This window comes from Hippea alviniae EP5-r (assembly GCF_000420385.1).
GTDB classification, from domain to species: Bacteria; Campylobacterota_A; Desulfurellia; order Desulfurellales; family Hippeaceae; genus Hippea; species Hippea alviniae.
Map to the genome: position 1 here is coordinate 908,086 of NZ_ATUV01000001.1, position 13,414 is coordinate 921,499.

Below are 13,414 nucleotides of genomic sequence, written 5' to 3' on the forward strand. Positions count from 1 at the left end.
AAAGATATAATCTCTGCGATGAAGGTTTTGATTATTCAAATAAAGCAGCTGGGCGATGTTCTTCTATCTACGCCTTTAGCAGAAGCGATAAAACACCACTTGCCAAAAACTGAAGTTCACTTTTTAACATCAAAAAGAGCAGAAGAGATAGTAAGCCTAAACCCGTTCATAGATAAGATACACACAATAGAAGAAGGCATAATAAACGAGATAAAGGTGTGGTTTAAAGTAAGAAAAGAGCAATATGACGCTGTTTTGGATATTCAGAGAACAGGAAGATCAAAAAGAATAACCCTTTTTTCCAAAGCAAAGATAAGGGCTGCATTTGACGAAGTAAAAGACAAATTCTACTACAACACCATAATAGACCAAACAACATCCGGATATACAGCATTCGAAAGATTAGACATGCTCAAGGCAATTGGCATATACAAACCCAAACGATTCATGCCCAAACTCTTTTCCTCAAACAAGGATTTAGAGAATGTCAAACACTATCTTGCAGAGAAAGGCATATTCGACAAATTCTTTGTCGTCTCACCAACGGCAAGAAAACCAAATAAGATGTGGCAGGCAGAAGATTTCGGCAAAACAGCTCAAGCACTATCAGAACACTTTAATCTTACACCAATCATCGTATATGGAACAGAAAAAGAAAAACCTATAGCCTTCAAAGTTAAAGAGTTTGCAAAAGATTCTATAGTCTTAGAAAAACCTTTTTCTGTCAAGCAGTTTGCCGCTTTGGTTAAACTCTCTAAATTCTTCATAGGCAACGATTCGTTTGCATCACATGTTGCAGTCAGTCAACAAACAAAAACCATCGTAATCTGTGGCCCAACAGCCGGCTGGTTTATAGAAAACGAAAATACGATTCTTATTTACAAAGGTTTAAAATGTCAACCCTGCGGAAGTGCAGATAAGTGTCCTTACGATCTTGAGTGCTATAGAACCCTAAAAGATAAAGATGTGCTCAAAAGAGCAATACCGTTTTTAGAACAGGCCTTCAATAGTAAACCTTAAAGAAGGAGAAAGCCTAATCTCGCTGTCAAACACTAAATAAACCTTGCGATTATCTTTTAAATCAACACCTTCTATGTTTAGCCTTTTGTATCCTTTCGCAATATCATTTAGAATATCAAAATTTAAAGGTTCACCTTTAAGATACCTTACACCTTCATTCTCAACAACAACAATGGTCTTTAAATTACCAACAACCGATGCAAGTCTAAAAATCGTATCAACAGTCGCCTCAAGTTTGGTGTTTTTATATTTTTTTCTACCTTCGCAAAGCTCTATGGTTTCCTCATACTTCCTTTGAACTTTTGCGGCTACATCCTTATACAATTCAACCTCTTTTTTAAGGTCGGTATTCTCACTTCTCAAAACATTCAATCTCTCAAATATATTACTACAGTTATCTAACTCCGAATTCGAAAAATACCTTGAAGAGACCTTGTTGAATTTGTTTTTAAAAGCAAAAAATGCATCGCTCTCTATGAAATCAAACACCATCTTCATAAGTCTATCGTCAAATTTACCTTCAAACTTTTTCATCTCCTCCAAAATCACATTGCATCCCATCTTGTCTTTATAGCTTCTGCTTGATTGAACAGCATCTAAAATATCGCTTACTGCAACAATCTGCACACACAACGGTATATCCCTTAAACCGTAAGGATACCCAGAACCATCAATCTTCTCATGATGAAAAAGCGCTATATCCAATACACAATCATCAAAACCAAATGCCTTTAAAATTCTATAACTATACAAAGGATGCTGTTTTATAATTTCAAACTCATCATCTGTCAGACGCTCTTCTTTTTTTAGAATATTAAAAGGCACGAAGAGCTTTCCTATATCGTGCAATATCGCACCAATCTTTATGTCAAGCAATGTTTTCTTATCTATACCATACTTACGAGCTATATAAGCTGAATACTCTTTTGTTCTGTAAGAATGCATATAAGTTTCTTTATCTAATTTATAAACAAAACCTATAGCAACCCTTAACCGTGCAAAACCACTGTTTTCAAACCGCGTATGCCACTTTCTTGAATTCATAAGTAAATCAACCAAAGCAACCTGATACTCGGGCACATTCATATCAAAAACAACAACAAAACCACTGTTTTTAGATATCCTATAAACCTTAAATTTTCTAAGTTCAGGGTCTCCAAACAAACTCTTTGCTATTTTATACTTATCTATCTCGCTTAAACCTTCAAACTCATCAATCGATATATCTTTTCCTATGAACTTCTCATCTCCAGAAAAAATCACCCTATTATCTTCAATGCAGAGAATCTTCTTAGCGCCTATAGTGCATAAACCTTCTACAAATCTCTTTAAATCATCTTCTTCAAGGAGCTTATCTGTCTTTAATATATCGCCCACAACATGGGCATGCTTTTTACTCAAAGAGTCAATTATCTTTTGAATACTCATGATAAGATATACATCATCTCTTCAATCTTGCTTCTCATCTCTTCGGCAAAATTCTTAAACAGAGAAAGGAGATTTACACCAAACTTTTTAAAAAACAGATTATAGGTATAGTAATTTAAGTCTTCTAAAGAGTATCCCGGATAGAAGTATCCCAAAGCCCTTGCCATCATAGCAGATGCATGTATCAGATGTAAAGATGTATCAAACTTAGAGACAACTGAAGGGAATAGCCAGTTTTTTATAACCTGCCCTATTCTTTCTGGAAAAGACCACAGAGAAGACAGCTTATAACCGACTTCTGAAGACCTTGCAGGCATACTCTCAAACTCTGCCCTTTCGTATTTTATTTTATCCTTTTTAACTCTCTTTATAAGCTTTTTATAATCTCCTTCCATATATTGAGCATAAAACATATTGCCTATCACATGAACAACACTACCGAGCGTAATAGAAGCATTGATATTGGCTTTCTGCTCTATATATTTTGATATGGCAAGCGTGGCTATAGCGTATTTGTAAAGCTCTTTAGTTAGGCGTGATTTAAACATACTCAAATATGAAACACTTAACGATATACCCAAAATCTCCTCCATACCAAGAACAATCGCAGCCCTTTCAACGCTCTTTATCTCTTTTTTAAATCCGAAAAATGCAGAGTTGGCAAACCTAAGAATCTTAGATGTTATAGCTGGGTCTTTCTCTATCTCTCTCACTATTCTCTTGAATGAAGCGTTTTCGTTGTAATTCATTATAATATTTGCCTGAACTTCAGGAAGGCTAAGAAGCTGGGTTTCTGCAGAGAGTTTATCAAGAAATACTCGTTCCTTAGTTTTATCAAAACTCTCGGATATAATTCTTACCTTCTCTGCGAATCTCTCCTTTGTTTTTTCAAGTTCTTCTTTTGAAAAACCTTTATTTTTAACCTCCACAATTCTCCTGGCTATTTTCAATGTAAGAAAAGGGTCAACTTTTTTCTTATAATCTGCATCGAAAAACAGAAGCGCGGCTTCTTCTTTCAAATCTTCTAAAGCAAACATTATTACATAAGGGTCATCAACAGAAAGATGCTCAGTCTTTTCTTCTACTTTGAAAATATCCATCTGAGCATACTTTTTCTCTTCTGTTAACTCGATAAGACTGCTATTCTTATAAAAACTTATAACTTCTGCGGTTTTAAGCTTTATATCTGAAATTTTCTTTTCAACAAACGATTCTACCTTATCCTTTAGTATCTCTATACCCTTTGGGCTATCCTGATTAAACGGCAAAATCACAAAGCCAAACTTAGATACTATAAAAAAGATATCAGACCTTTTTAAATCATTATATATACTTTCAAGCAACCAACCGTAACTCTTTATCTCGGGATTCTCAAATCTATCAAACTTAAATACAACTATCTTTAACTCCTTATCAAGGGAACTTAAAATCTGCTCTACTTCTTTAATCGAATAGATAGGTAAATCAAATTCAAACTTATATGTATTTTCTTGAGTTAGTATCTCGTCGATAACAGAAACTTTATCAACAATATAATCAATACCTAAAAGGCTCCACTCTTTAAAATCTTCATTTTTCTGGACAATCGCAATACTCTTGGCAGTTTTAAATTTGTTCTTAAGCCTTTCCACAATTTCTTTATTCCGCAAACTTTGCGGATTCATTTCAAAGAACAGAAAATCAACCCTATTTATGTTACGTAAAAATATTGTAGTCGGTTTGAATGTTTTAAGGTCAATATCCTGTTTTTTTATCTTGCGTATCAAAGGAAAACTTTTACGTTCATTTTCAAACACGAGAATAGCACTCTTTTGCTCGTTTTTCTGGAGAGATTTGCCACAAAAAGCGCAAACTTTAGCACTTATAGGATTATAATAACCACAACTACACTTTACGAGTCTATTCTCAAGTTCCATATAATATAATATATTCGTATCTCAAACCAATGTAAAGAAAAATTTTTATTATTGATGTTAATCAATATATAATGTTTAAAAATTCGCCTTTACTTATTATCCGCTACAATAAAAAAGAATCAAAAACTTGACAATTTCAGATTTTTGACTATTTTTGTTAGCAGACTATTGAGGTGAGTGCTAATGAGTGAGAAACTTAACGAGAGAAAAATTTTGGTGTTAAGTGTTATAGTTGATAATTATATAAAGAACAAACAGCCAGCAGGTTCAAGGGTTTTAACAAAAAGATACAACCTTGACTTTTCTCCAGCAACAATGAGAAATGTAATGCTTGACTTGGAAGAGATGGGTTATCTAACCCATACGCACACTTCAGGCGGTAAAATACCAACACCCAAAGGCATCAAGTTTTATTTGGATATGATATTGTCAAACTTCAATCCACAGCTCAGAGAAGAGTTTGAAAGATTGCCTTTGGGAAGTGCTTTTGGTTCTCTTGATGAGAAAATGAACAGAATATTAGATACCATGTCTTCACTAAGCGAGCTTGTAAGCTTAATAACAATGCCTGACTTTTCAAAAACAAAAATAAAGAACATACAGTTCGTAAAAATAGGTGAAAACAAGATATTGAGCGTCATCGTCTCAAACAGGAATGTAATAGAGACAAAGATAGTCTCAACAGATAAGCAACTAAACGACAACGAGCTTAAAGAGTTCTCAGAGTATATAACAGAAAAGTATGCAGATAGAACATTAGAAGAGATAAACGAAGACTTACAAGCTTACATAAACAGCAAAAAAGAGACTTGCGAAGCGTTGATTAATAAACTGATGGAAGAAGCCAAAAAACCAACCGTCATGATTGACGGCATAGAGAACATCTTTAAATATCCAGAGTTTCAAAATGACTTGGAGAAACTCAAAAAACTTGTAAAAACGCTTGAAGACAAAAAAACGATGCTTGAGCTTATAAGAAGCGTTATGAACAGCGAGCGTATCATCTTAATAGGAGATGAGTTGCCTATAGAAGGCATTGAAGAGATAGGCTTTGTCTCATCGGCTTATAAATACGAAGATATCAATGTTGGTGTGGTGGGCGTTGTTGGTCCGATAAATATGGATTATACGGAGATTTTAAACATCGTTGAATCAGCCAAAAAGAAAATAAATGAGATTATCAACGCATAGGGAGGAAAAAATGAGCGAAAAAGAGAAAGAGCAGCTCAAAGAAGAACAGCAACAAGAACAGGCTCAAGAAAATCAAGAAAATAAGCAGAACGAAGAGACAAAAGAGCCCAATTACGAAGAAGAATACAACAAACTCAAAAACGAATACCTAAGACTGCTTGCTGACTTTGACAATTACAGAAAAAGAATGATTAAAGAGATAGAAGATGCAAAAGAGTCAGCAAAAAGAGCTATAATAAACGACTTTTTGACAATACTCGACAACCTTGAAAAAGCCATTGAGATGGCTTATCAGCACAAGGATGCCATCATCGAAGGCATTGAGCTTTCTATCAAATCATTCAAAGATATGCTTAAAAAACACGGCGTCGAAGAGATAAAACCTGACAAAGAGACATTTGATCCTAATCTTCACGATGCTTTAATGATTCAAGAATCAGAAGAGCTGCCTAAGGATACAGTAATACAAACTGTTCAAAAGGGATACATTTACAAAGACAAACTCATCAGGCCTGCAAAGGTTATCGTTAGTGCAGGCAAAAAAGAAGAAAAAAATAATACAAATAATAAAAAGGAGGAATAAAAAATGGGAAAGGTATTAGGAATCGATCTTGGAACAACTAACTCTTGTATGGCAATCATTGAAGGTGGAAAGCCACGCGTAATACCAAATGCAGAAGGTGCCAATACAACGCCAAGCGTTGTGGCATTTACCGATAAAGGCGAAATCCTTGTCGGTCAGGCTGCCAAAAGACAGGCTATAACAAACCCAAAAAGGACAATCTTCTCTGTAAAAAGGCTCATAGGCAGAAGATTCTCATCAAAAGAAGCTCAAGAAGCAATAAGCAGACTTCCATACGAAGTTGTTGAAGGCCCAAATGGAGACTGCCGAATAAAGATTGACGGCAAGGAGTACACACCGCAGGAGATTTCAGCAAAAATCTTAATGAAACTCAAAGCTGATGCAGAAGCTTATTTGGGCGAGAAAATTACCGATGTTGTCATAACCGTTCCTGCATACTTTGACGACTCTCAGAGAAAGGCAACAAAAGACGCAGGAAGGATTGCAGGTTTAAATGTCTTAAGGATAATCAACGAGCCAACGGCATCTTCTTTGGCTTTCGGACTTGATAGAGAAAAAGAAGGAAAAATTGCAGTCTATGACTTGGGTGGTGGAACATTCGATATATCCATCCTTGAGATAGGCGATGGAGTATTTGAAGTTAAAGCCACAAACGGTGATACATACTTAGGTGGCGATGACTTCGATAAAGCTTTAATTGACTATGTTGCTGATGAGTTCCAGAAAGAGCATGGCGTTGATTTAAGAAAAGACCCAATGGCTCTTCAGAGATTAAAGGAAGCGTGCGAGAAAGCAAAGATAGAGCTTTCAAGCGCAATGGAAACAGAAATCAACCTGCCATTCATAACGGCAGATGCAAGCGGCCCAAAACACCTTGTAATGAAGATAACAAGGGCAAAGTTCGAGCAACTTGTAATGCCTTTGATAGAAAGAACACTCGAGCCATGCAGATTGGCTTTGAAAGATGCAGGACTAAAGCCTGAAGATATCGACCATGTAATCTTAGTCGGTGGTATGACAAGAATGCCGAAGATTAGAGAAGTAGTAAAAGAGTTCTTCGGTAAAGAACCAAGAAAAGACATCAATCCAGACGAAGCTGTTGCCTTAGGTGCTGCAATTCAGGGTGGTGTTTTGAAGGGTGAAGTAAAGGATGTATTACTGCTTGATGTAACGCCGCTCTCCTTGGGTATAGAGACTCTCGGTGGCGTAATGACAAAGATAATCCCAAGAAATACCACAATACCAACAAAAAAAAGTCAGATATTCACAACTGCAGAAGATAACCAGACAACCGTTACAATACACGTCTTGCAGGGTGAAAGAGAACTTGCAAAGGATAACAAGACACTCGGCAAATTTGAGCTTGTTGGCATTCCACCAGCACCAAGAGGTGTTCCACAAATAGAAGTAACATTCGACATAGACGCAAACGGTATTCTCAATGTTACAGCAAAGGATAAGGCAACAGGCAAAGAGCAGAGCATAAGAATAACAGCTTCCAGCGGCTTAACCGAAGAAGAAATCGAAAGAATGGTCAAAGAAGCTGAAGCCCATGCAGAAGAAGACAGAAGAAGAAGAGAACTCATCGAAACCAAGAACAAGGCAGACTCTCTCATATATTCGACAGAGAAGAGCTTAAAAGACTTTGGCGACAAAGTTAGCGAAGATGAGAAGAAGCAGATTCAGGAAGCTATAGACAACCTAAAGAAAGCAATGGAAGGCGACTCGAAAGAAGAAATAGAAAAAGCTATGGAAGAGCTTGCAAGAAAGTCGCATAAGTTAGCTGAAGAAGCCTACAAGAAAGCTCAAGGTTCTCAAGGCGGCACAACGTCATCGTCTTCAACTTCTTCAAGCAGCTCAGACGAAGAAGTGGTTGAAGCCGAAGTTGAAGACGAAAACAAATAATTAGAAAAGGCAAAAACCATCTCAACCCAACCGTTGGATGGCAGCGGTTGGGTTGTTTTTTTAATGAAAAAAGGATAAAAGTTTTGTTATAATAGCACGCTCGAAAATGAGCAAATTCTTTCACTTAAAGAGGCTCCAAAATGAAGGACTATTATGAAATCTTGGGCGTCTCAAGGGATGCAACAGAAGAAGAGATAAAAAAGCGCTTCAGAGAACTTGCAATCAAATACCACCCAGACAGAAACCCAGATAACAAAGAAGCCGAAGAGAAGTTCAAAGAGATAAACGAAGCATACTCTGTTTTATCAGACCCAAAAAAGAGAGCCCAATACGACCAGTTTGGCACGGTTGGTGATGCAGACTTCTCTGCAAACTATGATTTTGGTTCGGTTTTTGAAGACCTTTTTGAAGACTTATCAAGTGTATTTGGTGATTTATTTGGTGATTACTCATACAAAAGAAAGAAAAGACCGCAGAAAGGCGAAGATATTAGCATCAACCTGACGATAGACTTTAAAGAAGCTGTATTCGGTGCAAAAAAAGAGATAAGAATCAAACGAAGAAGAACATGTCCAAAGTGTAATGGAACGGGTGCCGACAAAAACGGCATACAGATGTGCCCATACTGTCATGGAACAGGTGAGATAGCATACTCTCAAGGTTTTTTATCAGTTAGAAGGGTTTGCCCTAAATGTAATGGCACTGGAAGAATAATAACAAAAAAGTGCAGCGAATGTGGTGGAACAGGCTATGTTTATGATGAAGAAAGACTCCAGATAAACATAAAACAGGGCATAGACGATGGCGATATTATAAGGGTTCAAGGATTAGGTAATAAAGGCATAAATGGTGGACCAAACGGCGACTTGTATATTTATGTTCATGTTAAAGAGCATGAGTTTTTCAAAAGAAAAGGCAGAGATATTATCGTCGAAGTGCCAATCTCAATAACGCAGGCAGCCTTAGGAACAACGATAAAGGTTCCAACAATCTGGGGAGAAACAGAACTAACAATCCCGCCAGGCACACAACATGGAGATACATTCATCCTAAAACACAGAGGCGTCGAATTAAACGGAGAAAAGGGTAAACAGATAGTAAAAATCAAAGTCATAATACCCAAAAAACTATCAAAAAGACAGAAAGAGCTACTCGAAGAGTTTGCAAAAGAGTCAGGTGAAACTATCAACTATCAAGATTCGCTATTCAAAAAGGTGAAAAACCTATTCAAATGAGCATAGATGTAGTCTCACTGCCTTTAATTGGTGCTTTCATAGGATACTTCACAAACTATGTAGCAATAAAAATGCTCTTCTATCCAAAAAAACCATATTATATTGGCAAAGTCAGAGTGCCGTTTACGCCGGGATTAATCCCGAAAAAAAGAGACGAAATCATAGAGAAGATAGCCGATGTCGTTGAGAAAAAGATTATAAATAAGGATGAACTAATACGATACATTTATTCAAAGAGAAACAGAATATTCCTGTATGATTACACAGATAAACTTCTAAATGAACTACTTGAAAAAAAGCTATCTTCGTTAAACATCCCATACAAAAAATTCACACCAATCATAGAAAGCTTAATAGAAGAAAAATTAAAACCGCTCATTGATGAGAAAATATCAGACATTACACTTGATATAAATTACATAACTTACAATGCCTTTTTACTGATAGACAAAACTGAAACAGTAGAGAGTTTGATTGGAAGTAAAACAAAAGAGAAGATAAACTCAAATATAGAGATTCTCTCAATAGAAGCGCTAAATAGACTATCCGATAGCTTAGATGACCCAAAAATAAAAGAGATTATCAGAAAAAAAATTGTTGAATCTTTGGATTCATACATCGATGAGTCTAACATACTAACGGCAAGCTTCGTCTCCATGCTTGCACCACTAATCGAAGAAAACGACAGAATCATAGAGATAATCATAGAGAAACTTCAAGCTCTTCTCAAGGATAAAGAGATAAAAAAGCGTGTTGTAAAAAGCATAAAAGAGTCAATGGATGAGAACATTTTTAAACTCAATTTAGAAGAGTTTTTAATAAAATACACGGGCAACAACTTAGAAGATACAAGAAAACTATTAACAGAAAAACTTGATAGCATCATAGATAACCTAAATCTAAAAGAAAAGATAAAAAACGAGATATTAAAACTATTGGATAGTAAAAAACTCGCAAGAAAATCCATAGCATTTTTAAAATTGAATATGTCTAAGATTAGCTTTGGAGATGTTATAGAGTTTATCAATCCGAAATTTAAAAAGAAAATGTCAAGATACATAATAAACAATCTGCTGATTATTATAAAGGGACAGAGTCAAAAGATATTCGACTTCAGCATATCCGAGAATGCAAAAAAGAAACTAAAGAGCCTTGATATAGGACAAGTTGAAGAGATTGTTTTAAACATAAGCAAAGAGCAGTTTAAATACATAAACCTATTTGGCGGCATTTTAGGATTCTTAATAGGCATAATAGAACTCATATTGAGGTGATAAAAATGAGCGAAAGCTTTGACAGGCTTGTCAATATCGTAAAACGATTAAGGTCTCCGAATGGTTGTCCATGGGATAGGAAACAGACGCTTTACTCCCTAAAACAGAATGTAATAGAAGAAGTATTCGAGCTTATCGACGCATTGGATAGAAAGGATATAGAAAATATAAAAGAAGAATTAGGAGATATGCTGCTTCATGTCGTATTTCACTCTCAAATCGCAGAAGAAGAAAACCTATTCAGCATAGACGATATGATAAACGGTATAAGCGATAAACTGATAAGAAGACATCCGCATGTGTTCGGCAATGTCAAAATTGAAAATGCAGACGAAGTTTTAAAGAATTGGGAAAAGATAAAAGAAAACGAAAAGAAAGAAAAACCAAAACATTACCTTGATTCTGTCCCGCCTTCACTCCCGCCAATAGAAAGGGCGTATAAATTGCAGAAAAAAGCCGCCAAAGTCGGTTTTGATTGGAGTAGCCCAGAAGAGTGTTTTAAAAAGGTCGAAGAAGAGTTTAACGAGCTAAAAGAAGCCAGAAACGAAAAAGAGTTAAAACATGAGATAGGCGATTTAATGTTTGCTTTGATAAACTTTGCAAGATTAAACAAAATAGACCCATCGGAAGCATTAAGAGAAGCAAATATAAGATTCGAAGAGAGATTTAACTGCATAGAAGATAAACTAAAAGAGAAAAACAAAAACCTGAACGAGTCAAACTTAGAAGAGATGGATAAGTTGTGGGATAAATGCAAGAAATCATAAATACCAGGTTATTATTTGTAATACTGCTCATCATAATTTCTTTTTTTGTTATACTAAAATCTAAATCCGTAAAAAGCGAAAAGGATTTCACTATAGCAAACAGAAAACTAACATCTTTCGGAGTGTCCAATGCAATAATAGGAACACTGGTTGGTGGAGCAGCAACAATAGGAACCGTTCAGTTGGCATATATGTACGGATTGGCAGCCTGGATATTCACCCTTTTTAGCGGAGTAGCTTGTCTTTTTTTGGGAGCTTTTTTCTCAAAAGCGCTCAGAAGCGAAGAGGTGGTAACCGTATCGGAGTTTATAGGCAATAGATTTGGAAATAAAGCAAGGGTTTATACAAGCGTATTAAGCTCTATAGGTATGTATATACACATAGTAGCCCAGTTTTTAGCCGCCATGTCAATCATAGAGACAGTGTTCGGTTTCAATGCAACAACAAGCATGATAATAACCTTTATTCTGATACTGATATTTGTTTTAAGCGGCGGAATAGTAAGTTCTTCTCTGGTAGGGGAGATAAAAACATTCATGCTGTATATCTTAATGTTACTATCCGCGTCCATAGTAATAATAAAACAAAACGGAATATCAAATCTAATCGGTTCATTGCCGGATAAAAACATGCTTAGTATCTTTTCATACGGCAAATCAAAAGCAATTCAGGACATGATAGCAATGGTCATAGGCGTTCTTTCAACCCAAACTTATCTACAGGCAATATTCTCGGCCAAAGATGTCAGAACGGCAAGAAACGGAGCTTTTTTAAGTGCCCTATTAATTCCACCAATCGGGCTTATGGGAATACTGGTCGGCATGTATATGAGAATTCACCATCCAGAACTAATAAACAACACTGTTGTTGTATTTCCGTATTTCCTAAAATTTTACTTTAACCCCATACTCACCGCTCTGTTTTTATCGTTTCTAACGATAATAACACTGGGAACGGCTTCGGGTCTGACTCTTGGAGTAACAACCAACCTATATGTTGACGTATTAAAAAGCCTTATAAAAAAGAATACATCAAAAGGAATAAGAGAAATAAAAACCACAGGTTTTTTAGTCCTTGCATCATCCATGTTTTTAGTGGTTACGGGACTTCACTCCGCTATTCTAAGCTGGAGCTATCTCTCAATGGGCATAAGGGGCTCTGCGGTATTCCTTCCACTACTTTTCATAATCCTGATAAAAGATGAGGAAATTTTAAACAAACTCAAACCTATCATTTTCATTGCGCCGTTTTTTTACATTTTAATAAGCATAGCGTTGAGATGATAACATTAACATTAAAAGAGAGTCTAAATAAAAATAGATGTCCGATATGCAGAACAATCTCAATGGAGTTTGACAACTTCCTATGGTGGTTTGAACGCGAAGGATATCACGAGATTTCGTCACTTAAAGCTCTAAAAGATGCACCCTTTATCTGCAAAAGACATGCAGATAAAATAGAGAGATTGAAAGACAAATTAAACAACACATTTGAGTTTTTAATAAAAAACGATGCTGAATTCCTTATGCTTCTTAAAGAAACAAATCCCAGAAAAAGAAAAAAACTTCTAAATCAGCCATTCGAATGTAGATTATGTTTAGAGGAAAAAAGGATAGAAGAGCTTGCCGTTGAACAGTTTGTAAAGGATAAAGACATACAAAAAGCATATTTTGAATCGGCCGCCCTTCTATGCAGAAGACATCTCTTTGCTGTTTTAAAAATCTCTAACCCAAATCTATCAGAGATGCTCATAAAAAAAACATTGGACTTTTTTCATGAAAGCTCCAGTTTACTTGAAAACTTCTTCAATAAACTTGATTACAAATCAAAGAACAAACCATCAGATGAAGAAAGAGACGCCTACATCAAGATACTCAAATACTTCTCGGTTGATTTTTAACTCAAAAAACAGAATTCAAATAAAAATCGCTTCCGAGATCTTTCAATTCTAAAAAAGAGAGATTGACACGGAAAGCTGAAGGGAGACAAACAATTCAATACCACTCAACAGATTCAACAGAATTACCTATATTTTCCATAAAAACTCTTTTGTATGGTAAAAGAAACCGTAAAACAGTCTTCACAAGCAGTTATC

General features: G+C 35.8%; 11 protein-coding genes. 9 read left to right on the top strand and 2 right to left on the bottom strand.

Annotated features, from left to right (window positions below):
* The first annotated feature begins 18 nt into the window (after nt 1-18).
* Nucleotides 19-1,020 (top strand): glycosyltransferase family 9 protein, encoded by a 1,002-nt coding sequence (locus G415_RS0104760; RefSeq protein ID WP_022670464.1) that lies wholly within the window; start codon nt 19-21, stop codon nt 1,018-1,020.
* Here G415_RS0104760 and G415_RS10725 read toward each other — a convergent pair.
* Nucleotides 991-2,448 carry an HD-GYP domain-containing protein gene (locus G415_RS10725; RefSeq protein WP_022670465.1) on the bottom strand — a complete coding sequence of 486 codons (1,458 nt, stop codon included), beginning with the start codon at nt 2,446-2,448 and terminating at the stop codon, nt 991-993. The genes G415_RS0104760 and G415_RS10725 overlap by 30 nt on opposite strands.
* Nucleotides 2,445-4,079 (bottom strand): HDOD domain-containing protein, encoded by a 1,635-nt coding sequence (locus tag G415_RS0104770; RefSeq protein ID WP_162138537.1) that lies wholly within the window; start codon nt 4,077-4,079, stop codon nt 2,445-2,447. Before G415_RS0104770 ends, G415_RS10725 begins: the two co-directional genes overlap by 4 nt.
* A 468-nt stretch (nt 4,080-4,547) precedes the next feature.
* On the opposite strand from G415_RS0104770, the gene hrcA reads away from it, so the two are divergent.
* The 8 genes from hrcA (at nt 4,548) to G415_RS0104810 (ending at nt 13,219) form a co-directional block, all read left to right on the top strand.
* Nucleotides 4,548-5,555 carry a heat-inducible transcriptional repressor HrcA gene (gene hrcA / locus G415_RS0104775; protein ID WP_022670467.1) on the top strand — a complete coding sequence of 336 codons (1,008 nt, stop codon included), beginning with the start codon at nt 4,548-4,550 and terminating at the stop codon, nt 5,553-5,555.
* A gap of 10 nt (nt 5,556-5,565) precedes the next feature.
* A complete protein-coding gene (locus tag G415_RS09885; protein WP_022670469.1) occupies nt 5,566-6,138 on the top strand; it encodes a nucleotide exchange factor GrpE in 573 nt (190 codons plus the stop codon).
* 3 nt (nt 6,139-6,141) lie between these two features.
* Entirely contained in the window at nt 6,142-8,043 is a 1,902-nt protein-coding gene (dnaK, locus tag G415_RS0104785; protein WP_022670470.1) for a molecular chaperone DnaK, read from the top strand.
* Between the two features lie 140 nt (nt 8,044-8,183).
* The gene (gene dnaJ, locus G415_RS0104790) at nt 8,184-9,278 is read left to right on the top strand and encodes a molecular chaperone DnaJ (protein WP_022670471.1); all 1,095 of its coding nucleotides are present in this window, start codon (nt 8,184-8,186) and stop codon (nt 9,276-9,278) included.
* Nucleotides 9,275-10,552 (top strand): DUF445 family protein, encoded by a 1,278-nt coding sequence (locus G415_RS0104795; protein WP_022670472.1) that lies wholly within the window; start codon nt 9,275-9,277, stop codon nt 10,550-10,552. Before dnaJ ends, G415_RS0104795 begins: the two co-directional genes overlap by 4 nt.
* Before the next feature lie 5 nt (nt 10,553-10,557).
* A complete protein-coding gene (gene mazG, locus G415_RS0104800; protein WP_022670473.1) occupies nt 10,558-11,319 on the top strand; it encodes a nucleoside triphosphate pyrophosphohydrolase in 762 nt (253 codons plus the stop codon).
* Nucleotides 11,304-12,602, top strand: coding sequence for a sodium:solute symporter family protein (locus G415_RS0104805; RefSeq protein ID WP_022670475.1), 1,299 nt, complete (start codon nt 11,304-11,306; stop codon nt 12,600-12,602). Before mazG ends, G415_RS0104805 begins: the two co-directional genes overlap by 16 nt.
* On the top strand, nt 12,599-13,219 hold the full coding sequence (locus G415_RS0104810) for a hypothetical protein (protein WP_022670476.1): 621 nt from the start codon (nt 12,599-12,601) through the stop codon (nt 13,217-13,219). Before G415_RS0104805 ends, G415_RS0104810 begins: the two co-directional genes overlap by 4 nt.
* The last annotated feature ends 195 nt before the right edge of the window (nt 13,220-13,414 follow it).